Annotated in this window: 25 protein-coding genes and 1 riboswitch; of the genes, 10 read left to right on the top strand and 15 right to left on the bottom strand. The window is 37.3% G+C overall.

Annotation, left to right across the window (positions count from 1 at the left end):
* Window positions 1–18 precede the first annotated feature (18 nt).
* The 4 genes from menB to VIG73_RS13255 are packed head-to-tail and all read right to left on the bottom strand — an operon-like array spanning window position 19 to window position 4,799.
* Window positions 19–837: a 1,4-dihydroxy-2-naphthoyl-CoA synthase gene (menB, locus tag VIG73_RS13270; RefSeq protein ID WP_331642768.1), complete on the bottom strand. Its 819-nt coding sequence runs from the start codon at window positions 835–837 to the stop codon at window positions 19–21.
* 30 nt (window positions 838–867) lie between these two features.
* The gene (gene menH, locus VIG73_RS13265; protein ID WP_331642767.1) at window positions 868–1,674 is read right to left on the bottom strand and encodes a 2-succinyl-6-hydroxy-2,4-cyclohexadiene-1-carboxylate synthase; all 807 of its coding nucleotides are present in this window, start codon (window positions 1,672–1,674) and stop codon (window positions 868–870) included.
* A 3-nt stretch (window positions 1,675–1,677) separates the two neighbouring features.
* A complete protein-coding gene (gene menD, locus VIG73_RS13260; RefSeq protein ID WP_331642765.1) occupies window positions 1,678–3,420 on the bottom strand; it encodes a 2-succinyl-5-enolpyruvyl-6-hydroxy-3-cyclohexene-1-carboxylic-acid synthase in 1,743 nt (580 codons plus the stop codon).
* Entirely contained in the window at window positions 3,417–4,799 is a 1,383-nt protein-coding gene (locus VIG73_RS13255) for an isochorismate synthase (RefSeq protein ID WP_331642763.1), read from the bottom strand. Before VIG73_RS13255 ends, menD begins: the two co-directional genes overlap by 4 nt.
* A 210-nt stretch (window positions 4,800–5,009) precedes the next feature.
* On the opposite strand from VIG73_RS13255, the gene VIG73_RS13250 reads away from it, so the two are divergent.
* Window positions 5,010–5,945 (top strand): 1,4-dihydroxy-2-naphthoate polyprenyltransferase, encoded by a 936-nt coding sequence (locus VIG73_RS13250; protein WP_331642761.1) that lies wholly within the window; start codon window positions 5,010–5,012, stop codon window positions 5,943–5,945.
* Between the two features lie 14 nt (window positions 5,946–5,959).
* Complete coding sequence (locus tag VIG73_RS13245; RefSeq protein ID WP_331642759.1) at window positions 5,960–6,352, top strand: hotdog fold thioesterase; 393 nt, start codon at window positions 5,960–5,962, stop codon at window positions 6,350–6,352.
* Window positions 6,353–6,402: 50 nt separating this feature from the next.
* Here VIG73_RS13245 and VIG73_RS13240 read toward each other — a convergent pair whose 3' ends face one another.
* From VIG73_RS13240 to VIG73_RS13230, 3 genes are all read right to left on the bottom strand, one after another.
* Entirely contained in the window at window positions 6,403–6,987 is a 585-nt protein-coding gene (locus tag VIG73_RS13240) for an ECF transporter S component (protein WP_331642819.1), read from the bottom strand.
* Window positions 6,988–7,153: 166 nt separating this feature from the next.
* Window positions 7,154–7,292: riboswitch (FMN riboswitch) on the bottom strand.
* A gap of 202 nt (window positions 7,293–7,494) precedes the next feature.
* Window positions 7,495–11,685 (bottom strand): S8 family serine peptidase, encoded by a 4,191-nt coding sequence (locus VIG73_RS13235; RefSeq protein ID WP_331642817.1) that lies wholly within the window; start codon window positions 11,683–11,685, stop codon window positions 7,495–7,497.
* A gap of 571 nt (window positions 11,686–12,256) precedes the next feature.
* Window positions 12,257–13,306, bottom strand: a complete 1,050-nt coding sequence (locus VIG73_RS13230; RefSeq protein ID WP_331642757.1) for a M20/M25/M40 family metallo-hydrolase — start codon at window positions 13,304–13,306, stop codon at window positions 12,257–12,259.
* Window positions 13,307–13,421: 115 nt separating this feature from the next.
* Here VIG73_RS13230 and VIG73_RS13225 point away from each other — a divergent pair, with 115 nt between their 5' ends.
* The 4 genes from VIG73_RS13225 (at window position 13,422) to VIG73_RS13210 (ending at window position 17,313) form a co-directional block, all read left to right on the top strand.
* Window positions 13,422–13,970: a thioredoxin family protein gene (locus VIG73_RS13225; RefSeq protein WP_331642755.1), complete on the top strand. Its 549-nt coding sequence runs from the start codon at window positions 13,422–13,424 to the stop codon at window positions 13,968–13,970.
* Between the two features lie 95 nt (window positions 13,971–14,065).
* Window positions 14,066–14,455, top strand: a complete 390-nt coding sequence (yugI, locus tag VIG73_RS13220) for a S1 domain-containing post-transcriptional regulator GSP13 (protein WP_331642753.1) — start codon at window positions 14,066–14,068, stop codon at window positions 14,453–14,455.
* Between the two features lie 145 nt (window positions 14,456–14,600).
* The gene (locus VIG73_RS13215) at window positions 14,601–15,953 is read left to right on the top strand and encodes a glucose-6-phosphate isomerase (protein WP_414648415.1); all 1,353 of its coding nucleotides are present in this window, start codon (window positions 14,601–14,603) and stop codon (window positions 15,951–15,953) included.
* A 196-nt stretch (window positions 15,954–16,149) separates the two neighbouring features.
* Window positions 16,150–17,313, top strand: coding sequence for a MalY/PatB family protein (locus tag VIG73_RS13210; RefSeq protein ID WP_331642751.1), 1,164 nt, complete (start codon window positions 16,150–16,152; stop codon window positions 17,311–17,313).
* A 45-nt stretch (window positions 17,314–17,358) separates the two neighbouring features.
* Here the strand turns inward: VIG73_RS13210 and VIG73_RS13205 are convergent, their stop codons facing one another.
* The gene (locus tag VIG73_RS13205) at window positions 17,359–17,934 is read right to left on the bottom strand and encodes a superoxide dismutase family protein (protein ID WP_331642749.1); all 576 of its coding nucleotides are present in this window, start codon (window positions 17,932–17,934) and stop codon (window positions 17,359–17,361) included.
* Window positions 17,935–18,001: 67 nt separating this feature from the next.
* A complete protein-coding gene (locus tag VIG73_RS13200) occupies window positions 18,002–18,196 on the bottom strand; it encodes a hypothetical protein (RefSeq protein WP_331642748.1) in 195 nt (64 codons plus the stop codon).
* 103 nt (window positions 18,197–18,299) lie between these two features.
* On the opposite strand from VIG73_RS13200, the gene VIG73_RS13195 reads away from it, so the two are divergent.
* A complete protein-coding gene (locus tag VIG73_RS13195) occupies window positions 18,300–18,689 on the top strand; it encodes a kinase-associated lipoprotein B (RefSeq protein ID WP_331642746.1) in 390 nt (129 codons plus the stop codon).
* 30 nt (window positions 18,690–18,719) lie between these two features.
* On the opposite strand, the gene VIG73_RS13190 is transcribed toward VIG73_RS13195, so the two are convergent.
* Entirely contained in the window at window positions 18,720–18,983 is a 264-nt protein-coding gene (locus tag VIG73_RS13190) for a phosphocarrier protein HPr (protein WP_331642744.1), read from the bottom strand.
* A gap of 216 nt (window positions 18,984–19,199) precedes the next feature.
* Between VIG73_RS13190 and deoD the strand changes: the two genes are divergently transcribed.
* The gene (gene deoD / locus VIG73_RS13185) at window positions 19,200–19,907 is read left to right on the top strand and encodes a purine-nucleoside phosphorylase (RefSeq protein WP_331642742.1); all 708 of its coding nucleotides are present in this window, start codon (window positions 19,200–19,202) and stop codon (window positions 19,905–19,907) included.
* Window positions 19,908–20,455: 548 nt separating this feature from the next.
* On the opposite strand, the gene VIG73_RS13180 is transcribed toward deoD, so the two are convergent.
* Complete coding sequence (locus tag VIG73_RS13180; protein WP_331642740.1) at window positions 20,456–21,121, bottom strand: 3D domain-containing protein; 666 nt, start codon at window positions 21,119–21,121, stop codon at window positions 20,456–20,458.
* Between the two features lie 75 nt (window positions 21,122–21,196).
* Complete coding sequence (locus tag VIG73_RS13175) at window positions 21,197–21,508, bottom strand: YuiB family protein (RefSeq protein WP_331642738.1); 312 nt, start codon at window positions 21,506–21,508, stop codon at window positions 21,197–21,199.
* A 247-nt stretch (window positions 21,509–21,755) separates the two neighbouring features.
* Between VIG73_RS13175 and VIG73_RS13170 the strand changes: the two genes are divergently transcribed.
* Window positions 21,756–22,742, top strand: a complete 987-nt coding sequence (locus VIG73_RS13170; protein WP_331642736.1) for an NAD(P)/FAD-dependent oxidoreductase — start codon at window positions 21,756–21,758, stop codon at window positions 22,740–22,742.
* Between the two features lie 721 nt (window positions 22,743–23,463).
* On the opposite strand, the gene VIG73_RS13165 is transcribed toward VIG73_RS13170, so the two are convergent.
* Both VIG73_RS13165 and VIG73_RS13160 read right to left on the bottom strand, forming a co-directional pair.
* Window positions 23,464–23,820: an iron-sulfur cluster assembly accessory protein gene (locus tag VIG73_RS13165; RefSeq protein ID WP_331642734.1), complete on the bottom strand. Its 357-nt coding sequence runs from the start codon at window positions 23,818–23,820 to the stop codon at window positions 23,464–23,466.
* 88 nt (window positions 23,821–23,908) lie between these two features.
* Entirely contained in the window at window positions 23,909–24,238 is a 330-nt protein-coding gene (locus VIG73_RS13160; RefSeq protein ID WP_331642732.1) for a YuzD family protein, read from the bottom strand.
* Between the two features lie 168 nt (window positions 24,239–24,406).
* On the opposite strand from VIG73_RS13160, the gene VIG73_RS13155 reads away from it, so the two are divergent.
* Complete coding sequence (locus VIG73_RS13155; protein WP_414648414.1) at window positions 24,407–24,634, top strand: NifU family protein; 228 nt, start codon at window positions 24,407–24,409, stop codon at window positions 24,632–24,634.
* 262 nt (window positions 24,635–24,896) lie between these two features.
* Here VIG73_RS13155 and VIG73_RS13150 read toward each other — a convergent pair whose 3' ends face one another.
* Window positions 24,897–25,868, bottom strand: a complete 972-nt coding sequence (locus tag VIG73_RS13150; RefSeq protein ID WP_331642728.1) for a D-glycerate dehydrogenase — start codon at window positions 25,866–25,868, stop codon at window positions 24,897–24,899.
* Window positions 25,869–25,977: the final 109 nt, after the last annotated feature.

The raw sequence follows: 25,977 nt of genomic DNA, 5'->3' as shown, positions 1-25,977 counted from the left end.
AAGGTTTTTTAATTTGAATTATGGGAAGCGAGGGAACTGACCGAAATCTGGTTTACGTTTTTCTTTAAATGCGTCTCTTCCTTCTTTCGCTTCATCTGTCGTATAGTAAAGTAGTGTCGCGTCTCCACCCATTTGTTGTAAACCTGCAAGACCATCTGTTGCAGCATTGAATGATGCTTTTAAGAAACGCAGCGCTGTTGGTGATTTTTCAAGAATTTCTTCACACCAAGCGATTGTTTCTTTTTCTAATTCTTCATATGGAACGACCTTATTAACCATTCCCATTTCATAGGCTTCTTCTGCATTATATTGACGGCATAAGTACCAAATTTCACGGGCACGTTTTTGGCCAATCATTTCAGCTAATAAACCCGCACCATAACCAGCATCAAAGCTACCTACTTTCGGACCTGTTTGACCAAAAATAGCATTGTCTGCTGCAATCGTTAAATCACAAACAACGTGTAGGACATGTCCACCACCAATCGCGTAACCTGCGACCATTGCAATAACCGGTTTCGGGATCGTACGAATTAAACGTTGTAAATCAAGCACATTCAGGCGTGGAACCTGATCGGAACCGACATATCCACCATGACCGCGAACTGTTTGGTCACCACCTGAACAGAATGCTTTTTCTCCCATACCTGTTAAAATAATGACACCAATTGATGAATCATCTCTTGCATCCGCAAATGCATCAATCATTTCATTTACAGTCAGTGGTGTAAATGCATTACGCTTTTCGGGGCGATTAATCGTTACTTTCGCAATCCCATTATATTTTTCATAAATAATTTCTTCATAGTCTCTTACTTTTTCCCATTGTACTGTCATTAAGAATTCCTCCCTTAATTAAATGGTATATCATTTTCTAGAATGAATGAACTCCAATACTATCTTACCAAACTTTTCAGGTTGTTCCACATGAATCGCATGTCCAGCATTTTCTATCATCTTGAATTGGCTTTGTGGAAATAAATCATCCATCTGTTTATTGATATGAATAAATTTGTTATCTTTCTCGCCAACGAGTAGGAAGACAGGATTGCTGAATAGGTTAAGATGTTCCCACCAACTTGGCTGAGCACCTGTCCCCATATATTTAAGCGAATGAGCCAATTCATTTTCTGTTTGTGATAAACGTTCTTCGCGAATCTTTCTCTGAGTTGATTTAGGTAACGATTTTTGTGTATTAAATAGTGGCATGTTTTCCCAATAGTTAACAAAAGATTCTATTCCATCATTCATAATACGGTTCATCAGTGCTTGATCGTTAGCAACACGGGTTGCACGTTCTTGTTCTGTACGTAATCCCGGTGATGCACTTTCCAATATGAGCGATTTAACTCGTTCAGGGTAAAGCATCGCAAATGATAATGCTGTTCTACCACCCATTGAATAGCCTAGTAGATGGCATGAAATAATCGACAATTTTGCTAGAATCTGCTCAAAATCAGCACAAAAAGTATGCATGGTCCGAGGTGGTGTCTTTGTTTTCCCATGCCCTGGTAAATCGATCACAAGAACTTGAAAGTCTTTTTGAAAATCAGCTATGAAGGGATGCCATGTTGTCGTTCGACTCGTAAATCCATGGAACAAAACGAGTGTCTCCGCATGGTCTTTACCATAAAGCTCGTACCAATATGTTGCATCATTGACTTGAAGATACATGGATTATTTCCACCTCATTTGCAAAATATCATCATGAATCGCTTGCCATTTTTCACGGTGCCATGCACTATTTTCCGTTCGATCTGTTCGAACTTCAATAACAGTCAAACCCGCTCTTTCGTAACTTTCGTTTAATTCTTTTCGAAGTGTTTCAATTGTTTTAGGAACACGGTAAGTACCACCATACATCTGAACAGCATGCTTAAAATCGATATGTAATGGTGTACCGAATAATAATTCAAAATGCTTATTGTCCTGAGATTGTGGTAAAAAGGAGAAAATTCCTCCTCCATTATTATTCATTAAGACAATGGTCATATCAAGTTCATAATGTTTAGCAGCTAACAAACCGTTTAAGTCGTGATAGAAAGATAAATCACCAATTAACAATGTCACACGTCTTCTTGTGGCAGCAGCTCCTATACTACTTGATACAACACCATCTATTCCATTTGCACCACGATTAGCAAGCAATGATATCTGTTTTGAATTGGTCATTAAAAATGTATCGACATCGCGAATAGCCATGCTATTTCCGACAAAAAGAATTGTGCGGTTAGGTAGTTCCTCAATCACCGTTCGTGTAGCATTTCCTTCTGTTAATTGATCGTTTGTATCTGTTTCGAGATACTCTTTGGTAATAGCATTGATCTTCTGCCATTTACTTAACCATGCCATCTCTTCTATCGGTGGTGATACATTCATTATTTGTTGACAAAAAGAGATAGGATCCGAATAAACCATATGTGTTGGATTTCCTACAGGTTCACGATAGCCAGTATATGGTTCAACAATAAATTGTGGAATATCTTTGTTCTCTTTTAAATAAAATAAATAAGCTTTTGAAATGGGCATTGCTCCAAAGCGAATAATAAAATCAGGTTTTAACTCATTGCGAATGGATTGATGACGCAAAAAAGCATCGTACCCTTCAATAATATGCTCCTTACGATGGTTTCCCGTTCGTAATTGCGACAATGGGTCAGCTAAGATTGGCACATGCCAATACGCCGCCAATTGAATAATTACTTCTGCTAAACGTTCATCGGCTTGTGGACCAACAACCAAGATGCCACGCTTCTCCTTAATTTCATGTAAGAGTGAAGTTAATTGGGAATGATTTAACTGTTTCTGCCCATCATAGTACGGTGAAAACGGGAGGTCTATTTCATTTCTTTCTCCCCATAGGTCGTCTAATGTAAAATCAGGTACGAGTGGTTCTCGGAATGGGAAATTCAAATGCACAGGTCCACCGATATCTTGCTTGGCTGTTTGTACAGCACGTGATGCCGCCCGTCTCACATAAATTAACATAGAGTCCGTTGCCTCTGGAAGCGCCATTTCATGAAACCATTTGACATACTCACCGAACATTTTAATTTGCTCGATTGCTTGGGGTGCTCCTACATCACGTAGTTCATGTGGACGGTCAGCTGTTAAAACAATTAAAGGAACACGACTATAATAGGCTTCAACAATCGCTGGAAAGTAATTCGCTGCTGCTGTTCCTGAGGTACAAACAAGTGCAACTGGCCGCTTTGTTTCCTTGGCTAATCCTAAAGCAAAGAAAGCAGCAGAGCGCTCATCAACTAATATCCATTCTTTAATCTCTGAATGCTGTACAAATGTCATCGCAAGTGGAGTTGATCTTGAACCAGGCGAAATGATAACATCTCTTAGGCCACTTGCTACTAGTTCATCAACGAAGTTTCCTACATATCGTGTCAAGATTTCTGTATGTTTCATCGTTGGCCTCCTAAAACATGTAACATCGGTAAGAACTTAATTTTCGTTTCTTCATATTCTGCTTCAACATCAGAATCTTTAACAATCCCACATCCTGCAAATAATGATGCTTCATCATTCTGAATGAGACCAGAACGAATCGCTACGGCGAATTCTCCGTTATTTTGATGATCAATCCAACCAATTGGTGCTCCATACCATCCACGATCTAATGATTCATCATCTCGAATAAATGCTAAAGCTACCTCTTTTGGTGTTCCTCCCAATGCAGGTGTAGGATGGAGCTGTCTGATGATATCAAAAATATGATACTCATGTTTTAATATAGCTGTTACTGGTGTATGAAGATGTTGTAAGTTTTTTAACGGGTAAACAGTTGGGTTATCAGGTATATAGATGTCCTCACAATACGGCTCAATCGCCCGTCGAATCATTTGAACGACAAAATCATGTTCTTCGCGGTTTTTTTTATCGTTTAAGAGCTCATGACGGACTCTTTTGTCCTCTACGTCATTTTCACCGCGTGGTGCTGTCCCTGCTAAACACATCGATTGCAATTTATGTTGTTCAAGTCGCACTAATCGTTCAGGAGTGGCACCTAAAAAACATTCATTACCTTGTTCAAAGGCAAAGACATAACTATTTGGTTGCGTTTCAATCAGTTTTTTTACAACTGGACTCATTTCGCCTGGTGCAGACAATTTCAGACGAAGTTCACGTGCTAACACAATTTTTTCTGCTAAATGATTTTGAATCGAATGTTTCGCCTTTTCGATTGTTTGTTTCCAATATGCTGTATCAATTTCTTTTCGCCTTAATATAGTACCTAATTGTGGAAATTCCCCTAAATCTTGTAATAACCGTTGTTCTTCTTGCTGAATGTTTTGAAGTTGTAAATCGACATGTTCATTGTCTTGAACAATGAGATTAATCGTTAAATAGTAGTCGTTTTTATATTTTACGAAAAGGAATTTAGGCACGCGTAATTGGCTCGCACTAAAATTCTCCCATAATTGGGATGTTTCCTTGCGATCATCAAACGCAATCCCTCCGAATGAGACAAGACCTGTTCCTGGTACAAGATAAGGGTTATGAACAAATGCTTTATCAACGAGTTGAATCCATTCTTCATAAATCGCTTGGTAATCAACTTGTTTTGCAGCTAGTTCTATGAGATTACCGATTCCAACCAGATATAAATAATCGTCATTCCGCTTCCAAAAGAAACGATTCTCATCTTTTCCTAACTCCAGAACGGATAAAGGATTAAAGGCAGGAATCCGTTTTGTATAACTTACTAACTGACGTTTAGTGTGACTACCTTGGCTCAGAACGTCATCTAATAACCAATCTAATGTTATTTCATTATGATCTATCATCTATGTAAGCCTCCAACATAATCGCTATAACATATAAACATTTCACTCTATCTATTTTATGCTCTTTTCCTATGTTTCTCAAGGAATGGACTTTATTTATAGTGAAGCAATAAATGACAGTCCTTAAAACTCATAGAGCGCGTTTCATTGACACAAGTTTATCCTTTATCATAAAATTAAGATGGATAGTTTTGTGCAGGAGGAAAAATCATGCAAACGACGAATAAACAATCGATGAAAAAAGCACTTAATGAAAAGGATGGATTCCATGTATGGTGGCGACTTCTTCGACCACATACATTGACAGCTTCATTTATACCCGTTTTTATCGGGTCAATGGCTGCACTTTTAGAAAAACCGCTACATATCGGCTTGTTTTTAGCCATGCTCATTGCTTCAATCTTAATTCAATCCGCAACAAATATGTTTAATGAGTATTATGATTATGTTCGCGGGCTTGACCATGAAGGTTCAGTCGGTATCGGTGGAACAATCGTTAGAGATGGTGTAGCACCGAAAACGATTTTGAATCTAGCGCTTACCTTTTTCGGTATCGCGATCTTGCTAGGGATTTATATTTCCTATGCTTCAAGCTGGTGGGTTGCTGTCATCGGTGTAATCGGAATGATTATTGGTTATTTATATACTGGTGGTCCCATCCCTATTGCTTACACACCTTTTGGAGAACTTTTTTCTGGGGTATTAATGGGAACAGTCATTATCGGTATTAGCTATTATATTCAAACATTAACAATTACATTAAACGTAATCTATATTTCAATTCCTGTCGCAATCTTTATCGGTGCGATTCTCATGGCAAACAATATACGAGACTTAGATAATGATAAAGAAAGTGGCAGACATACTTTAGCTATTTTACTCGGTCGAAAACAAGCCATCCAATTCCTAGGATTATTATTTCTAATCGCTTATGCTCTAACGGCTATCTTTATTGTAAATGGTATTTTGCCTAGATGGTCAGTCATTACCTTTTTAAGTATGTTTAAAGCTTTTGATGTAATAAATAAATTCCAAGGAAAATCAGAACCGATTGAAATGATGCCTGCAATGGTAGCTACAGGGCAAACGAATACAATCTATGGTTTCCTACTAGGCATATCGTTATTATTAGAGAAACTGATCTAAAAAGAGGGATATCTTTGAACATTGATGATACAGTTATCAAGTTATTAGGCATTGAAATCAAGTCTTCAGATAAAGAAAAAGTACAACTGACCATGCCCGTCGATGAGAGAACGCGTCAACCAGCTGGATTCTTACATGGTGGTGCAAGCGTCTTACTTGCTGAAACAGCTGCCAGTCTGGGCTCATATTTAAATATTGACCCCGAAAAACAACATGTATTCGGTCTCGAGATTAATGCTAATCACATTAAAAGCAAACGTGAAGGCTATGTTATGGCTACAGCCACTCCTCTACATCTAGGACGCTCAACGATGGTTTGGGAGATAAATATTACGGATGAAGATGAACAGTTAATTTGTGTTTCTCGTTGTACAATCGGGGTTGTACCGAGGAAAGTTCGTTTATAATCAACATATATAGGAGAGCCTGCTCCAAGAAAAGGAGCAGGCTCTTTATTTTATGATAAAGCATGTTGTTTTTTCTCAATCCATTGACGCATTTTTAGAAACACAGGAACAAATACGAGTCCGACAATAATACCTTTAAGAATATTGAATGGAAGAATACCAAATAATACAGCAGCACGCTTAACGTGAGCAAGTGCCATGTCCTCCATCCCCATAAACATCGCATAGATCGGTAAAATGACAAGATAATTTAATACACTCATGGCGACTGCCATAATGATTGTACCAGCGACAAGACCAGTCACAATGCTTTTTGTCCCTTTATAACGATGATAGAGAACAGCTACTGGTACGATAAAAAGAACCCCAGCTAAGAAGTTAGCTGTAACACCGACTGGTTCGCCGCCTCCAATTGAAAGATATAATAAGTTTTTTATTCCTTCAACAATCACCCCAGCCATTGGTGAAAAAATCAATGCCGCAATTAAGGCAGGAACCTCACTAAAATCAATTTTTAAATAAGCTGGTAAAAATGGGAGTGGGAAGTTCAGGAAAAATAGTAACAGTGATATTGTTCCCAATATGGATAAAATCGTTAATTTAACTAGTTTTGATGATTTCACATTTGTTTGCATCATCAACTACCTCCTTCATCTATTTATCGATTCACATCTCGTATGATGAAGGATTTAGCCTTGGACAATTTTCCATTCAAAAAACCCTAAAGCCTAATCGGGGCTTTAGGGTAAACATTGTCATAGGAAATGAAGGCACAAACTGCACCTGTTTTGTCTTCAAGCTACTCATCTTCTCCCATCCAGACTTTAACTGTCGGTTCTGGATTCACACCAGATCAGCCACTATTTTAGTGGGTCACGGACTTCGAACATAATTATTCGTTACCGTCGGTCGGGAATTGCACCCTGCCCCGAAGATGGAATCGATATATTATTGTATGATTATAATAACTTAAATGTGCTGAAATAGCAAGTATAGAAGTTTTTACGGGTTTTTCATTCCTTCATTTATGCTAGTTTAGGATACCTTATGATGAAATTGGACAACAATTACCAACAAGAAAAAAATAGGTATAAAAAAAGGCTTCCCATAAACTGCTAGGGAAGCCTTTATGACTGATTGGTTTATTCTACGTTAATGAATAGTTTACCTTCAGCCTTCTTACGTGATTCATTACCAAATGAATCTTTTACCTTAACTTCAATCTGCCCACCATTTGCTTGAACGCCTTTTGGCACAGTCCAGTAACCGACATATTTACCTGGTGATACTTCCATCATCGGTAATTCAACTGGGTTATCTGTAGAAGATAAGTTTGCCAATGGTAAATAAACTGCAAACGTTGCATTTAGATCAGGAGCACTTTCGAATTCTATTTTAATACTATCTCCTGACTCAAGATACTTATCTTCGCTTGGCGTTAAATTAATGATTTCAGGTGCATCATATTGAGCGTATAGTGTAACTGTTTTCGTAGTTGTATTACCAGCTAAGTCAACAGCAACAACTTCAATTTCATTAGCACCATTATCTAGTAAAATACGTTTAGCGAATGTACCGTTATCATTGATCTTCGTCTTCTGACCATTAACGGTTACTGAATCAAGGTTTTCGTCTGCAACACTTCCTTCAACGGTAACTGTTTCACGATTCGTCTTATCATTATTTCTTGGACTATCAATCGACAGTTCTGGGTTAACCGTATCTAAAGTAACTGTTACAGTTTCAGATTCACCCGTTTTTCCACCATTTTGAATAGAAACAGCTTTGAATTCGTTCACACCTTCTGTTAATTCCATATCAAAGCTAAATGTTCCATTCTCACCAATATCAGCGGAACCAACTTCTTCTCCATTATTTAGTAATTGAATCGTTGTTGTCGGTGAAGCTGTTCCTTCAATTGTCATGTTTGCTTCATTAGTTACAAATGATTCGGCAGGTGTTGTAATAACAGGTGTATCTACTTCATATGCCACTCGTGCACGAATCATATAGTTACCCTCATCCGCTGGAGATTTTGACCAATTACCACTAACGTATTGATAGCTTCTTCCAGCATTTGCACTACTTTCATCAGTAGCAAGACCAGGAGCATAAGGATTGTCACGTGTCTGAATGTAGACCATGTAGAAGTCTCCATTTACGATAATATTATGCTCTCTTAGATCAACGACTGTCCATTCACCATTTCTTAATGCCTCTGCATCAATTGGTCCAACTAGTTTCTTACCCGGTTGTCCGTCTGTTCCGGTCGCATCCCACACTTCAACTTGGAATTCTGTTCCACCCGGACTTGGCCAATCTGTCTCCCAGAATCGGAAAACGCCATCTGTTACGATTGCGGAATCTTTTCCTTCTGGTAATGACATTTTCACAGCCCAACCATTTCCAGCATCATAGAATGCACGGGCGTTTTCAGCTGTTCCGTCATCATAGCCAATCTCTCCACCTGGATACGTATAATATGGTTCTAACTCAATATTAAGTTCCATATCCTTATCCAGAGTTACTTCAACTTCCTTGCTATGATAACCTAATGCCATGACCTTCAGTGTATATGTGCCATGATATGCTGTTAAGGAGAATTCCCCACCTTCATTTGTCTCGACTGGTGCAATATTAGCATCCTCTACTAACATAACAGTCGCACCATCAACTATAGCACCTGTAGATTCGTCTGTAACGGTACCTGTTATTACGGATTGTGCAAGCTCCTGTAATACAAAGTGAACAGAGCTTGTCTCATCAGCATTAACAGTAACTGTTTCTTGTTCTGACTGATAACCGTATGCTTCAGCAACAACTGTAAAGTCACCTGCTGAATGAATAAATGAGAATGATCCATCGGCAGGGTTACTTTGTACTGAACGGCCTGTTTCAAGGACACTTACTTTCGCACCTAATGGTAATTGTGATGGTTTAACTTGCTTTTTCTTTTTGACTTGATCCTTAGAAGCTTTTTTATCAGCATTTAAAGCATTTGACTTTTTACCTGTTTGTCCTACCTCAACTAACTGGACATCATCAATATACCAACCATCGCGAACAACACTGAAATCGGAATAAGCTTTAAATCCGATATATACGCGACCACTATAATCAGAAAGATCAATCTCAACGTCTTCCCAATCTGATGTTAGTCCTTGGAACATCTGTAATTCAGTCCAATCTTCCATATCGGTAGAAATGACGACATGTCCATAGTCCCAAGCCCTACCTGTAGAAGACTCCTCAAAATTATGCCAGTTCTTAAACTTTAGAACCGCTCCACCTTCTGGTAAGTCTACCGGTGGCATGACTAAAGTAGCATTCATACTACTTTCATAGTTACCAGATAAATTCGTTGCATATACTTTTTCACCTGATGCTGCACTCTCAGGTCCGGAAGTTGGAACACCCCATTCCCAAGAATCATTGTCGCCAAAAGATGTCCATCCTATTGGTTGCGACTCAAAGTCGTGGAAATAGCCTGTTGAAATTCCCTCAAGTATATCAACTGTATATTCATCACTTTCAACTTCATTATTTCCAAAGTCATTGATTAGCCATTTATAAGTGAGTGTATCACCTTCGACGACATCACCTTTAATCTTGACAGCGTATTCACCATCTCTAAAGTCACCAGACACACGATTCGCTTCAACAGTTGTCCAATCACCTGAGTCAATTTTATAACTTAGCTTCACAGAAGTAACACTTATGTTGTCACGAGCTTGAACAGTTAAATCGACATCCAACTGACTAAATGTTTCATTTATTGGTGTATGTTCAAATGTCGGCTCTTCAGTGTCTTCACCATCAATCGTTACCGTACCTTCGATTGTTCCAACACCGGAAAGAATAGAAGAAACAGCATCGAACGCATTTACAATTCCATGACCGTATCCATTATTCGGTACTTCAGAGTACTCTGAATCCGTTCTTGGATCCGCTGTTGACGTTAAAATTGTTTCCATTTCATCAACAGATATATTTGCATTTACTTGTCTTAATAACGCAGCGACTCCTGATACGGCTGGTCCTGACATTGATGTTCCGTTCCAACCACCTTCATAGCCACTTCCTGGAACAGATGATCGAATATTCACGCCAGGTGCTGAAATGTCCGGCTTGATCTCATCGTATGGAGATGGTCCGCGTAATGAGAAGTTTGCAATCATATCATTACTATCAGTTGCACCTGTTGCAAAAGATTCAGGGTAGTTTGCTGGAACTGCAATTGACCCAGGTCCACCTGGATTACCAATTCTCGTATTTCCAGCTGAAAATTCTGGGAAGATTTCACTTGCTCTCCAAGCACGAACAGCATCACGATACCATTCGTCCAGCCCAGGGCCACCACCCCAAGAGTTATTAACAACGTCTGGAGCCAAATCAACCCGCCCACCAGGGGCTAAAATCCACTCGGCACCATTTAATAAAATAGAATCGCTCGTGCTCCCTCCACCATCAAACACTTTTACAGCGATCCATTCTGCACCTGGTGCAACACCAATCTGGTTCGAACCATCTGGCTCACTTCCTACCATTGTTCCTGTTACGTGTGTTCCATGACCATTATCATCGTATGAAGCTTCTCTCCCCGCAGCCGTTGCATCAAGGAAGCTGAATTGATGGTCAACTTCACCTGTAGCAGAATCATATCCACGATACTTTTCTTTCAATGCAGGATGATCCCACTGGACACCCGTATCCAGACTTGCAACAACCGTTCCTGTTCCGTCCACTCCTAGATTCCAAGTTTCAGGAGCTTTAACACGTTCAATATTCCACTCCACATTTTCTAGTTTTGCAGTGGGTGCTTTTTCGTTCGTTTTTGTTGCAGCGTGTAATTGTCTTTTCTCATCTGGAAGAATCTTTTCGACTTCATGAAATGCAGCGATTTTCTCAGCAATTTCCTTAGTTGCAGTGACCGCCATTCCGTTCACAATAAAATATGAATGAAAATCTTTAACGGATCCTTCATTCATTTGTTCTTCTAAAAACGCCTTCACATCCTGTTGTGATTCATGTGAAGTTGCTTTTAGTTCTGAAACAACAGCTGAACGTTGCATAAATAGAGAACGATTTGCACTTAAATTTGCTTTTTGTGCTTGTTTTTTAGCTGTTTTTGCTACTTTATCTACATTTGCTGTTTCTTTAAATTTAACCATGAAGCGCACATATTCATCATCTTTAAACTCATCGAGTAACTTTTTACTCAATTTGTTTTTCGTAAGCTGTTTTGAATCATTGACTGACTCATGTAACTTACCACTGTTTTTTACGTCTTGTGTATGTGCACTGATTGTTGGTGCAAAAAGTGAAAACACCATGAACAAGGATGCGACTATACTGAAAAACCTTGCCTTTTGACGCCTTTTCAAAATAAATTCCTCCTCTTAATTGATTTTAACCCCTTGAACTCTTTGAAAAACCAAATCTCCCTCCCCGTTTTTTTACTCTTTCAAATAGTGAATCTAGTTGACATCTACTACTATAGCGAATGCCCGCTTAAAATATTGTCGAAATTTGTAGAAAAAATCTACTATTAATAAATTGAGCGTAAAGTCATAGTTTTTTTATTTTTTTATTTAAGTCTAAAGAACTAATTTCATTTTATGATTTATAAATCTTATTTGCTTAATACTAGTAAACATAAGGGTTTCTTAACATTTAGATGATAAGTCCTATATGACTTTTATGCTCTATTAAATGTTTAAAATGAATATTTTTCTCTAAGTAGATGAATAGATTGAAGGAAAATTTTCATGACCACCTGAGGAAACATCGAAAAAGTGGATTAATTTAAGTTCTTCGTGAGTCGAAATATCTATTTTTAAAAACGGTATGGCTGAATAGTTCTATAAAAAAAGCTATCCTACAGTTCGTAGGATAGCCTCATGTTCAATCATCAAGCGGATTTAAATTTTCCGTTCCGTCTAATTGATGAATCATTTCAGTTAATAATTTAATTTCATCTTCAATATCTTTAAAGCTTGCTGTTTCAACAGGTGAATGCATGTAACGAAGTGGTAAAGATACGAGTGCTACAGGTACTCCTTTTCCAGTTAGTCGCATCCGATCTGCATCTGTTCCAGTCATTCGCGGTGTCAGTTCATACTGCAGATTCATTTGTAACTTCTCAGCTGTTTCTTCTAGTAGCTGATTTATTTTAATATTAATTGGTGCACCTTTTGCTAATACAGGCCCATGTTCTAATTTAACGTCGCCATATTTATTTTTGTTAACAGTTGGATAATCTGTAGCAAATGTTACGTCACAAGCAATGGCCATGGTAGGCTCAATGCCACTCGCTGCAAAATAGGCACCACCCATATTCGTCTCTTCATTCACTGTTGAAACACTATATACTCCAACTTGGCAACCTGCTTCTTTTAAACGTTTCAACACTTCTGCAACGATAAATGCCCCTGTTCGATTATCTAATCCTCTTCCGGAAAGAAAACGGTCCATTAATATTTCTGGGTCTCTTTTATAGACGACATAATCGCCAATATTAACATATTCTAGTGCCTCTTTTTGTGAACGGAAACCACAATCGATAAATAACTCTTCTACTCCAAAAGCATCTTTTATGCCACCATGATGTTGCGCATTAACACCGATGACACCTGTAATCGATTGTGATTTACCTAGTACTGTTACACGCATCCCGACAGCCGCTTTTATGTTAACGCCACCTACTTTGTCAAAAAACAAATAACCATTCTCATCAATTCGATTAACCATTAAAGCAATTTCATCTGCATGACCAGCTAATAAGACTTTAAACTTAGCATCTGGGTTTAATATGGCTATCACATTCCCAGCATAATCTGTTCTAACTTCATCAGCGAATTGCTTGACATAATCCCGCCATTTCTTTTGAATGGCCATTTCCTGTCCAGACGGTGATGTCGTCTTTAATAATTCCAATAAAAACTCCTGATTCATTTTCTTCTCCCCTTTCCATCTTTTTATCATATCAAAAGATAAAGCATTTTTGTTTACGTCGTCTCATATTAAACGTAAACTTTCAAGTAGTATATTACAAAAGGGGGCTTTATTCATGGATTTAAATAAGTGGTATAACAAAGGGATTCCAGTAGAAGAGTATATTCGATCGATGGAGAAACATAAGGAACAGCTTCTTCATGTTTACAATCACTTCAAATTACCTGATAAACGTCAAACATTAAAGGAAATTGAGGAAAAAAAGTTACGTGTTATTGTCTTAACAGAAGATTGGTGTGGAGATGCGATGTTAAATTTACCAATCTTACTCCATATTGCAAAAGAGATTAATATGGACGTACGCATCTTATATCGTGATGACAACCTAGAATTAATGGATCAATATTTAACGAATGGTAAATCAAGGTCAATCCCTATTTTTATATTTATTGATGAAGATGGAAATGAAGTGGCGAAATGGGGACCGCGAGCAGAAGCCGTTCAGCAGTTTGTTGACGAAACCTTAACTGCTCTGCCACCAAAAGATGCTGCCAATTATGAGCAAGAATTCAAAAAGGCAATCCAACTAATGACCACCTCTTACCATCAAAATAAACAATTTTGGAGTGATGTATTCGACAGTATAATCGCAACATTAAAATAATATTAAAATATATTTGCGATTTTTAAAAGATGTTTTGCCAGGAGCAATACTTTATGTTAGAATTTAAAAATGTGCAAATATAAGGAGCTGTTACTATGAATGAAAGACATCTAGAAGTAGGACAAGTTTTACAAGGAAAAGTAACTGGTGTACAACCGTACGGTGCATTTGTTGCGATAACTGATAAGGTCCAAGGACTTGTCCACATCTCAGAAATTACCCATGGGTATGTTAAAGATATTAATGACCATCTAGCCGTGGATGACGAAGTTAAGGTTAAAATCATCGACCTGGATGATGAAAGTGGAAAAGTTTCTCTCTCTATTCGTGCTACTGAAGAACCACCAAAAAAACAACCAAAACAAAATCAGTCGCAAATTATTTCTAAACAGGATAGTCCAAGTGAAGGTTTCAATACATTAAAGTATAAACTACAAGATTGGATTAAACAAACAGAAGAGAGAAAACAAACATATAAAAATTAACGTACCTAAAATAACTTCTTTTTTCTACATTAAGACAGAAAAGAGAAGTTTTTTTAAGGTTTCAAACCTCGCTTGATTTTATTAATTTTCTTAGATACAGTTAAAGTAATTCATGCTTAATTTTCAAATCCTAGGAGGCATAATCATGGCACAGATTCATTTCTCTTATAAGAGAGCAAGTGATTTTATAAAACAACATGAAATCGATTATTTAGAAGAAGCCGTTCAAACGGCTCATGAAGCATTACATCAAAAAACGGGACAAGGAAACGATTTTCTCGGATGGATTGACTTACCAAAGGATTATGATAAAGAAGAGTTCGCACGAATTCAGGCTAGTGCTAATAAAATCCGCAATAACTCTGATATTTTACTCGTCATTGGCATTGGTGGGTCTTATCTTGGAGCACGCGCAGCGATTGAAATGCTGAATCACTCTTTTCAAAATCTACTTCCGAAAGAAAAACGGGAAGCACCACAGGTCATATTCGTTGGCCATCATTTAAGCTCAACTTACATAAAAGAGTTATTCGATGTCATTGATGGTAAAGATATTTCCGTCAATATCATTTCCAAAAGCGGAACAACAACAGAACCTGCTATCGCCTTTCGCATTTTTAAAAAGTATCTGGAAGAAAAATACGGTAAGGAAGAAGCTAAAAATCGTATTTTCGCTACAACGGATCGAGAAAAAGGTGCTTTAAAAACAGTTGCCGTTCAAGAAGGATACGAAACATTCGTTATTCCTGATGATGTTGGTGGGCGCTATTCTGTATTAACAGCTGTCGGATTATTACCTATTGCTGTAAGTGGTATTTCCATTGAAGAAATGATGGAAGGAGCTGCTGCAGCACGACAAAGCTATTCAGAACCATCTTTAGCTAAAAACGAAGCGTATCAGTATGCTGCTGTAAGGAATATTTTATACAATAAAGGCAAAACAATTGAAATGCTCGTTAATTATGAACCACATCTACACTATTTCGCTGAATGGTGGAAACAGTTATTCGGTGAAAGTGAAGGTAAAGATCAAAAAGGAATATTCCCTACATCTGCCCATTTTACAACTGATTTACATTCTTTAGGCCAATATATCCAAGAAGGTCGTCGTGATTTATTTGAAACCGTATTACACGTGAACAAGCCGAAACATGATGTCACTGTTCCAAGTGATGAACAAGATCTAGACGGCCTTAATTACCTCGCTGGTAAAACAATTCATGACATTAATCATAAAGCATATGAAGGGACACTTCTGGCACATACAGATGGGAATGTACCGAATTTAGTTGTGGAAATTTCCGAACTAACACCATATACATTTGGTTACCTCGTCTATTTCTTTGAAAAGGCATGTGCTATGAGTGGCTATTTACTCGGGGTAAACCCATTTGATCAACCTGGTGTTGAAGCATATAAGAAAAACATGTTCGCTCTACTCGGTAAACCAGGATTTGAGGCTGAAAAAGCAAAACTTGAAAAAAGAATATCAAAATAAATGTTTTTGTAAAAAAATGTTTACTAATTTTATTATTGGGTAAAATATAAATGTAAGACTTTCTCGTATTCCCCCTGTAAGCAAGGCGTTAGAGACGCTTTGCTTTTTTTTATAACTTTTATTCTAATACATCCAATTGTTTGACAAAATAAGATATAATAATAATAGAATCATTCAATTCAAAGGGGGAATTTACATGACACAATTCAACACAATTCATCAACGTAAAAATACGAAATCCATTAAATGGGACGCTTTACAAGATATCTTCCAAGCAGATGATATTCTTCCTATGTGGGTAGCTGATATGGACTTTTCCGCACCACAGCCTGTTTTAGATACATTAAGTAAGCGGATACAACACGGTATTTTCGGTTATACAATGATAGATCAAGAAGTGAAGGAATCAATTGTGAATTGGTTAGAAAGACGTCACCAATGGGGAATTCAGACGGATTGGCTTACCTTCAGTCCTGGCGTTGTGACAAGTTTACATATGGCTGTTCAAGCATTGACTAATCCTAAAGATAAAGTGCTTATTCAAACACCAGTCTATACTCCTTTTTATCAAGTGATTGAAAGTCATGACCGGGAAATTGTAAAAAATCCACTTATTTATGAAAACGGTACTTATCATATTGACTTTGTCGATTTAGATGAGAAGTTAAAAGAAGCTAAGGCATTTATTCTATGCTCACCTCATAACCCGGTCGGTCGTGTGTGGCGTCAGGATGAATTGATAAAAATAGCAACACTTTGTGAAAAGCATGATGTTTTATTATTTTCGGATGAGATTCACGCCGACTTAATTTATCCGAATCATAAACATATCCCGATTGCTTCCTTATCAAAAGAGATGTCCATGCGAACGATTACGTGTATGTCACCTTCTAAAACATTTAACCTAGCTGGCTTACAAGCTTCTTATATTGTCACCGAAAACCCATCATTAAAAGAAAAAATCGATGCATCATTTCAAAAACAAGGACTTTCTTTATTAAATACGATGGGTACATTAGCGATGGAAGCAGCTTATTCACACGGGGAAGCCTGGCTTGATGAACTAAGGAACGTCTTAACCGAGCATGTTCATTACGTCATCGAAACATTAGAAGCAGAAACAGATTTACGAGTCATTCGCCCTGAAGGAACCTACCTAGTATGGGTTGACTGCCAATCCCTTGGGTTGAAAGGAGAGGCTTTACAGCAATTTATGATAGAAAAAGCTAAAGTCGGATTAAATGCAGGTTTTGGTTACGGTATTGAAGGTGAACAATTCATGCGTATTAACATTGCCTGTCCTAGGGAAACTCTGGAAGAAGGTATGAAACGCATTGTAGCAGCTGTCCAGTCACGTTAACCTGTTCTTTTAAGCGAAGCAAATCAGCTAACGATTTGTTTCGCTTTATTCATCTTTCTTCTCGGTCTTCCCTTCTTCGGTCGGGTCAGATGGTGACTCCCCTGGTGATTGGTGTTTAGGATGGATAATTTTTCCACAAACAAGTCTCGCCCCTGATTCACCGCTTGGCTGTGTCATGCCATCGTCTTCTCCTTCAGTAATTATTAATGATGTACCTTCACCCTTTAACAACGATGTTTTTCCTTCTTTTAACGTGGCACCACTTAGTGTGACCTCCGTATCAATCAAACCAGATCCGTCTGCCTCAACATTAGGTAAATCACCAAGATGAGAACCATCGGGATGTAATAAACCATGCTTCTTTCCTTCTGGATTTAAATGATTTCCCGCTGATTTAAAGTCGGGACCATCACACTTTGGAAATTCATGAATATGTATCCCATGGAAACCAGGTGTAAAGCCTTCTACCTTCAGTTTAATTAGAACGCCTTCTTCACCTTCTGATAACATCACTTTGCCCATATAATCACCAGAAGCATTGTACATATCAACATCTATTGACGATATTGAGGGTGAGCAAGCAGTAAGAAAACCAATTACAAATAAAACGATGAAACGCATAGTAAGCTCCCTTTCATCTGTTTTATTTTAGTTTCACCTAAAAATAAAAAATGATTCCAAGATGGAATCATTTTTTTGAAGTTTGTTCATCTTTTTCAATAGTGACTCGCATATATTGTTCATCAAAATCTTTTTCTTCTTTTCGTGATTTTTTAATAAAATAGAGTGTCGTCACAATGGCACCGATTAAAAAAACAACGAATGTAATAATAGCTGGAATGTACTCCGACTTATCATTAGGAAAGTAAAGAAATTCCATCATTGCTAAATCACTTCCTTCTAAATTGATTATATCAAAATAACAACTGCTTTTCACTCGATTATTATCATGATTTTTGCCACAATGGATAAGGGAGGTTGATATGATGGCATCATTTCAGACTGGTGATTTCGTCCGTGCACATTATAACTCAGGTACTTATATCGGTAAAATTGTTGAAGACCGTGGCGATCGTTACCTTATTGAGGTACTAGCTGTACACAAACATCCAATGCAAGGTGATATTCATAATCCGTTCCAAGTGGATGATGTATTTTTCCATGAACGAAAAGCACTCGCCTATCGCGAAAAGGCGAACATTAAAAAGCCTGCGGTCCATGCTTTTTCGGAAGAAGTACCAAACTATGGCGAATCATTAAAACAAGCGGTAAAAATGATTAAGGAAAAATTAATGAAGGAAGACACGGCATATAATAAAAAGGCATTAAAAAATATTGAAAGCCTTGAAAAAAATTATTATCATATTTACTACTAATGCAAAAGCTAGAGGCAAAGGCCTCTAGCTTCATTTTCCTAAATGCTCTTTAATAACTTCTTCGATTCCCTTGATTGCCTCTTCCTCATCTGAACCATTCGCAATCACTTTAATGTCGGAACCTTTTGGAATACCTAAAGACATAACGCCCATAATTGATTTAAGATTAACCTTTTTATCTTTATACTCGATTTCCAATTCAGATTCATATTGGCCTGCTTTGTTAACAAGTAATGTAGCTGGGCGTGCATGGACACCTGTTTCAGCTGTAATATGAAATGTTTGTTCTTTCATCCCTATAACTTCCTTTCTTAAAATCATCTATTTTGATTACGATTATTTTTATATGTATTCAATCGCATAACTTTATTATATACTATCTGACACATGAAATTAACCATCATAAGTGACTTTTTATTAAAGATTAATTTTTTGTGGAATATACTTTGTTTTCCCTGCAAACTATGATAACGTTTTACTTGAGATAAAGAAGATTAAGGAGGCAGGCAAATGAGTGTACATATTGGTGCAAACCAAGGTGAAATCGCTGATAAAATCTTATTACCAGGGGATCCACTTCGAGCAAAATATATTGCTGAAACTTATTTAGAGAATATTAAACAATATAACGATGTTAGAGGCATGCTTGGATTTACCGGAACGTATAAGGGTGAGCGCGTTTCTGTCCAAGGAACAGGGATGGGCGTCCCTTCCATTTCTATTTACGTTAACGAATTGATTCAGAGCTATGACGTTAAAAAGCTTATGCGTGTCGGAACATGTGGTGCAATTAAAGAAAACATACAAGTAAGGGATGTCATTCTTGCACAAGGCGCAACAACCGATTCCCAAGTAAACAAACTCATTTTTAATGGTGTTGATTACGCACCGCTTGCAAATTTTGATTTATTAAAAAACGCTTATGATACAACAAAAGAAAAAGGACTAAATGTCCAAGTTGGTAATGTCTTCACAAGCGATTCTTTCTATCGTGATAACGCGAAAGAATTAAACGAACTGTTAGCGACATACAATGTGTTAGCAGTTGAAATGGAAACATCTGCCCTTTATACACTAGCAGCGAAATTTAATCGTCAAGCATTATCCATTTTAACGGTTTCAGATCATATCATTACAGGAGAAGAGACAACAGCGGAAGAGAGACAAACATCCTTCCATGATATGATGGAAATTGCTCTAGAAACAATCATTAAATAGTTGGAGGCTAGCTAAAAATCCTCTAAATGAAACAGCGGAGAAAACATTTCAGTTTTCTCCGCTGTTTCTTATAGAATGCGATATCTTAGCTTTTTTTTGTCACACACGAGGATGCATTGACGATTCAATGCATTGCCTCATCATGAGTTTTCGCCGCAGGAGGCTACGTTGAAGCTCCAATGCGTTGTCTCATCATGAGTTTTCATCGCGAGAGGCTATGTTGACGCTCCAATGCGTTCTCTCAGCGTGAATTTTCATCTCGAGTGGCTATGTTGAAGCTCCAATGCGTTGTCTCAGCGTGAATTTTCGCCGCGAGAGGCTATGTTAAAGCTTCAATGCGTTCTCTCATCATGAGTTTTCATCTCGAGAGGCTACGTTAACGCTCCAATGCGTTCTCTCATCATGAGTTTTCATCTCGAGAGGCTACGTTAACGCTCCAATGCGTTCTCTTGCTACGATTCCTCTTCGTAAGAGATCGTGTTAACAGATAATAGAAAAGGCAATAAGACATCCCTTGTTTGAATTCTTTCTAGCATATATACATCAATCTATTTTTTAATCATTTGCTCTCTAAAAACTTGTAATGCCTCATTTTCATTTAATACTTTCAAATCAGCTTCTGACAATGTTCCGTCACCCTGCTGAATAATGTATACGTCGATTTCACGCTTACCCCATTGGCTATACACATCTTCTACTGTCTCATAGTATAAATCAATTTTATTTCCTTTAATGGCTCCACCCTTATCAGCCACGACTCCATATCCATAATCAGGAATGTACATAATCGTTCCTATCGGATAGATTGATAAGTCAGCAGCAATCGTAGAATATAAATCTCGCTTGACTTTAACTCCGGAGAATGTAATACCATACCCCGGATGGCCTGGATTTTTACCAGTTGATTCATAGCCCGCTGTATAGCCCGTAGCAACGACGGAAGCTTTCGGGTACTGCGACATTTTCATCACTTCTTCTAATGTTTCAGGTCCGACAATTTCCTCACTAGAAATATAACGTGTATGTGCATTAAGTTTTTTTAACGCTTTTGGCTGTAAGGATACCTCTCTTTCATCTACATTAAAAACATGTGCACCATTACTAATGAATGAATAAAGCTCTGACATAGTCACATTTGATATACTACTAAATGTCGTTACTAATGCATAGACAAAGAGAATACTTAAACCTAACCATTTAAAAAAGTTGCTCATTTTCAATGTCAACACCCTTTCAGAATGTCAGCATGTCCAATTCAGCAACTTTTATTCATCATAGCTATATTTTTATTAAAACATCTGATAACCACTTTTTCTTAACAGCTTAATCACAATGCCAGATACAATCGTTCCTAAAAAACCAGCGAGAAACGTCACATAATCCATGAGATATAAATTTGTCAATTTGTCATATGTATGTGCGAATGCTTCTGAAGGTGCTGTAAAATACCGTGTCGTTGGTATACCATCAAGCATCATAACCATAATGACAGGATAAAGAATACTCATCAGCCATGTACGACGAAGCAACATATTTAGTATAAAAGCAATACCAAAGAAGATGACAAAATATAGTAATACTGCAACAATCAATTGTATCAACGTTCTATTCCCCTTCAATTTAAGTTCTCTTTTACAACGTTCATTTTATACTATACAAACAAAAAATGAAAGATAATGCATTTAAGTCCCAATACGAAGCCGCTTCATTTCCCTATTTTTTTTAATTTATGATACGATAATAATGATTTCATTCTTAAATATATTCCTTTCCTTCCGTCCCTAAGGAAAGTCACACAAGAAAACAAACAAGCATTTATGCTTAAATGTACGAATAGGAGGAAACACGTTGTCAAACAAGGTTTATGATATAACCATTATCGGAGCTGGTCCAGCTGGTTTATTTACAGCTTTTTACGGCGGAATGCGGCAGGCCAGTGTTAAAATAATTGAAAGTTTACCACATATCGGTGGGCAACTAACGGCACTCTATCCAGAAAAATATATTTACGATGTCCCGGCCTATCCGAAGATTCGTGCTCAAGATTTAATTGACCAGCTTGAAGAACAGCTTAAACTGTTCGACCCGACAATCGTCTTAGGACAATCGATTGAAACGGTCGAACGTTTAGAAGATGATACATTTAAATTAACATCTCACACTGGTGAATCACACTACACTAAGACCATAATCATCACAGCTGGAAACGGTGCTTTCCAACCACGTCGCTTAAACATCGGTGATAGTGAAGGATTTGAAGGTGTCAATTTACATTATTATGTTAAAGATATGAATCAATTCAAAGATAAAGAAATTGTCCTCCTCGGTGGTGGAGATTCTGCTGTAGACTGGGCACTTATGCTTGAACCAATCGCTAAAAAAGTGACACTTGTTCACAGACGTGATCAATTTAGAGCACATGAGCATAGTGTCGAACAGTTAAAACAATCATCTGTTGATATATTAACACCTTTTGCAGCTAAGGATATCATTGGGTCTAATAAGATTGAAAAGATTGTTTTACAAGAAGTGAGAGGCGAACGGGAGATTGAACTTCCTGTTGACGATGTTCTTTGTAATTACGGATTCGTCTCAAGTTTGGGGCCAATTAAAGATTGGGGCTTAGAAATCGAACGTAATAGCATCGTTGTTAATACGAAAATGGAAACAAATATTCCAGGTATTTATGCAGCCGGAGATATTACCACCTTCCCTGGAAAAGTAAAATTAATTGCAACAGGGTTTGGTGAAGGTCCAACTGCAGTCAATAATGCGATGCAATATATTAATCCTAAAGCGCGAATACAACCAAGGCATTCAACGAGTATGTTTTAAACGAAGGAAAATTTAGCCTTGCGTCCAGATTGATACATCATATTTCACTGAAACGAACAACAGTATTTAGAAGTATCGTTTAGTATAATTTAGTATAAAAAGAAAGCAACTTAATAATGACTTAAAAACAAATCATTCCTTTTTCTAATATGTTCCCTTTAAGGCAGACAGATTAAAAAATCAAACTTCTGTTTTCCTTAAGGGGATTTTTTTATATACAATTGGGGAACACTCAAAGGCAATTGATGAATATATTTACTTTCTGTGAAAGATATCTAGAAAGACTAAACGGCCTTAGCCCTATTGAATTAAAGCCGCCTAAACCTTTTTATAATTTCTGCTGTCTACTTTCCAGAGATCAGTTCACTCTCTAATGCGAGGGTGTTTTGGCTATCTTTACTAACGATGTGTACCATTAAACACTTCAAGACGCGTTAATCTCAGATAATGCCATTGACTTATATACATTTGAACACTTCAAGAATATAAAACCTTAGCATATGGCCAATGATACTCCATAATAATTATTAATATATTTACTTTTATCATTATCATGAAAATGTTGTCAAAAAAGAAAAGCGGCCTAGCTCACTTTAATACAGAGCTAAAGCCGGTTAAGTTATTCATTATTCTTTCCACTGTCTACTTGACAGAGTCAATTTGTCCGTGATTTTTTTTTATTATTTGTTATAAAATATATTTTATTTTCTATTACACAGATTTAGCATGATTCAGGTGTGCCTTCATATTCCTTAGCACGGAATGAAGAACCACAGCCACATGAGACGATTGCATTCGGATTATCGATCGTAAATCCGCCGCCCATCATGTTTTGTTTATAATCAATTGTTGTTCCTTCAATAATTGGAATATCTTGTTTAAAAATAACGACTGAAATGCCGTTTATTTCTTCTACATGATCTAGTTCTTCATTCACGTTCTCCTCGAAACCAAGAGAGTAAGAAAGACCACTGCAGCCACCACCTTGGATTCCAAAACGAAAGTGAACAGAGCTCTCCTCTTCTTTCATCATTTCTTTGATCTGTAGGCTCGCTTGATCAGTTAGTGTTATGACCATTTCACTGCCTCCTTATTTAACACTCATATATTATAACTCACTATCAATTATACAAATCCATTGAATGACCTTCAAATATTACACTTCGCTAAGACTGTAATGCCACACCGTGTTTATCCAAAGCCGCATAGATTGTTTTTAACCGTGGAATCCCCTCTGCTACAAGTTCATCATTAACCATAACAATTGGATAAAATAAATCTTCATCAAAAATACGCTGTACAAATTGCTCATGCTTTTCTTCGGCTGGTGGTGAATCAATATCAATATATTCGTAAGAAATATGATCATCAATATATTTCCTACCAATGGCTGCTTGTAACCATTCATACGTATCTTTTGACCCAGGGGCACCGACACAACTAGCACAAATTTGTTTAGCACCATAAACCGTGATTATTATTGACTCTTTTGACATATATAAACCCTCCCGTTTCATTGTTTATGATTTACCGATTACTTTTATTTTACAAAACCGCTAATAACAGATAAAATAATAGTAACTGAGAATGATTCTTAAGTAAAGTTGTTGAATTAGATTTTTTTCATAAATCATCATATAATATGACATAGGAAAGGGGAATGCATGATGCGTGAACAAGTACAAGAAGTATTAAATAAACTACGTCCTTTTTTATTGCGTGACGGCGGTGATGTTCAACTTGTCGATGTCGATGAAGATGGGATTGTCCAACTTCGACTAATGGGTGCATGTGGCAATTGCCCGAGCTCAACCATCACATTAAAAGCAGGAATCGAACGGGCCCTTATGGCAGAAGTACCTGGTGTAACTGAAATAGAGCAAGTTTTTTAATGATACAGTAATGAAAGTGGCTATCTAAAAGCCCTTCGATGCATGAATAACAAGCGACAAAAAGCATGCACTTAGTCGCTTGTTATTTTTTTTGCTCCTTTTTTAAAAGCTTTTCGAACCAAGATCTATAAGTATTAACATTAGTTAGCGCTCGATACTGTCTATTCGAAAGGGTCTACACCACAATAATAGCTTTATCTGCTCCTGTCAAGATCGTAAGAAGGTGCCAAAAGTCAAACAAGACTTATTGGCACTTCTTTACTTATTTCTTAGTAACAGGTGTCAATGCGCCGTCACCATAAAAGAAACCTTCAAAGTTATCCATGCATAATTGAATCATCTTTGATCGTGTTTCATAACTTGCTGAACCGATGTGTGGGAGACAGACAACATTTTCTAAAGTAAATAATGGATGATCCGCCGTAATCGGCTCGGACTCAAACACATCTAATCCGGCAGCACGAATTTCTCCTGTTGTTAAAGCTTCAATCAAATCTTGCTCATTAACAACTGCACCACGGGATACATTAATAAAAATAGCTTCTTGTTTCATCCTTTGGAAAGCTTCTGCATCAAATAATTGTTCCGTTTCATCGGTCAAAGGGACGAGTGAAACGACATAATCCGCTTCCCGAAGCAATGTGTCAAAGTCGACATATTTCGCACCTAATTCTTTTTCTAATGACTCATTACGCGAGCGGTTATGATATAAAATCGGCATGTCGAACCCTTTTGCTCTTCTAGCAACAGCCCCGCCGATTCGTCCCATCCCAACGATTCCAATCGTCTTCTTGTAAATATCTGTCCCTGCTAAGAAGAATGGTGACCAATCACGCCATTTGTTTTTTCGAATGACATGGTGTGCTTCGATTAAACGTCTACCTGTCGCCATTAATAATGCGAATGTCAAATCAGCAGTTGTTTCAGTTAAAATATCAGGTGTGTTTGTAACCGTCTTTCCTAATCCTTCTGCTGCTTGAATATCGATATTATCATATCCGACAGCAAGATTAGCAACCATTTTTAGTTGGGGATTTGCCTCTAAAAATTCGGCATCAATTTTATCTGATAACATACATAGTAAACCATCTGCCTGTTTTGCTTCTTTTAGTAAAATATCATTTGGCACGGGCGTTTCTTCATGTTTCCATGTACGAATCTGAAAGCGCTCTCTATATGGTTTTAATAATGATTCAGGTAATTTTCGGGTAATATAAACGGTCGGTGTTGACATTTTACTTCTCTCCTTTGTCATATGTAGTCTATTTCACTATACCATATGAGTATTTAAATCTTCAGTATTTATACTTTATACAATGACATACCTTTCTTTGAATAACTTA

Source organism: Cerasibacillus sp. (genome assembly GCF_036516575.1).
Lineage (GTDB): Bacteria > Bacillota > Bacilli > Bacillales > Amphibacillaceae > Cerasibacillus.
The sequence above is the reverse complement of the archived record's forward strand: the minus strand, read 5'-3'. Positions and strand labels throughout refer to the sequence as shown.

Coding starts and splice junctions, on each gene's coding strand:
- menB (WP_331642768.1), bottom strand. CDS start 837: ATGACAGTACAATGGGAAAAAGTAAGAGACTATGAAGAAATTATTTAT.
- menH (WP_331642767.1), bottom strand. CDS start 1,674: ATGTATCTTCAAGTCAATGATGCAACATATTGGTACGAGCTTTATGGT.
- menD (WP_331642765.1), bottom strand. CDS start 3,420: ATGAAACATACAGAAATCTTGACACGATATGTAGGAAACTTCGTTGAT.
- VIG73_RS13255 (WP_331642763.1), bottom strand. CDS start 4,799: ATGATAGATCATAATGAAATAACATTAGATTGGTTATTAGATGACGTT.
- VIG73_RS13250 (WP_331642761.1), top strand. CDS start 5,010: ATGCAAACGACGAATAAACAATCGATGAAAAAAGCACTTAATGAAAAG.
- VIG73_RS13240 (WP_331642819.1), bottom strand. CDS start 6,987: ATGCAAACAAATGTGAAATCATCAAAACTAGTTAAATTAACGATTTTA.
- VIG73_RS13235 (WP_331642817.1), bottom strand. CDS start 11,685: ATGGTGTTTTCACTTTTTGCACCAACAATCAGTGCACATACACAAGAC.
- VIG73_RS13230 (WP_331642757.1), bottom strand. CDS start 13,306: ATGAATCAGGAGTTTTTATTGGAATTATTAAAGACGACATCACCGTCT.
- VIG73_RS13225 (WP_331642755.1), top strand. CDS start 13,422: ATGGATTTAAATAAGTGGTATAACAAAGGGATTCCAGTAGAAGAGTAT.
- yugI (WP_331642753.1), top strand. CDS start 14,066: ATGAATGAAAGACATCTAGAAGTAGGACAAGTTTTACAAGGAAAAGTA.
- VIG73_RS13215 (WP_414648415.1), top strand. CDS start 14,601: ATGGCACAGATTCATTTCTCTTATAAGAGAGCAAGTGATTTTATAAAA.
- VIG73_RS13210 (WP_331642751.1), top strand. CDS start 16,150: ATGACACAATTCAACACAATTCATCAACGTAAAAATACGAAATCCATT.
- VIG73_RS13205 (WP_331642749.1), bottom strand. CDS start 17,934: ATGCGTTTCATCGTTTTATTTGTAATTGGTTTTCTTACTGCTTGCTCA.
- VIG73_RS13200 (WP_331642748.1), bottom strand. CDS start 18,196: ATGATGGAATTTCTTTACTTTCCTAATGATAAGTCGGAGTACATTCCA.
- VIG73_RS13195 (WP_331642746.1), top strand. CDS start 18,300: ATGGCATCATTTCAGACTGGTGATTTCGTCCGTGCACATTATAACTCA.
- VIG73_RS13190 (WP_331642744.1), bottom strand. CDS start 18,983: ATGAAAGAACAAACATTTCATATTACAGCTGAAACAGGTGTCCATGCA.
- deoD (WP_331642742.1), top strand. CDS start 19,200: ATGAGTGTACATATTGGTGCAAACCAAGGTGAAATCGCTGATAAAATC.
- VIG73_RS13180 (WP_331642740.1), bottom strand. CDS start 21,121: ATGAGCAACTTTTTTAAATGGTTAGGTTTAAGTATTCTCTTTGTCTAT.
- VIG73_RS13165 (WP_331642734.1), bottom strand. CDS start 23,820: ATGGTCATAACACTAACTGATCAAGCGAGCCTACAGATCAAAGAAATG.
- VIG73_RS13160 (WP_331642732.1), bottom strand. CDS start 24,238: ATGTCAAAAGAGTCAATAATAATCACGGTTTATGGTGCTAAACAAATT.
- VIG73_RS13155 (WP_414648414.1), top strand. CDS start 24,407: ATGATGCGTGAACAAGTACAAGAAGTATTAAATAAACTACGTCCTTTT.
- VIG73_RS13150 (WP_331642728.1), bottom strand. CDS start 25,868: ATGTCAACACCGACCGTTTATATTACCCGAAAATTACCTGAATCATTA.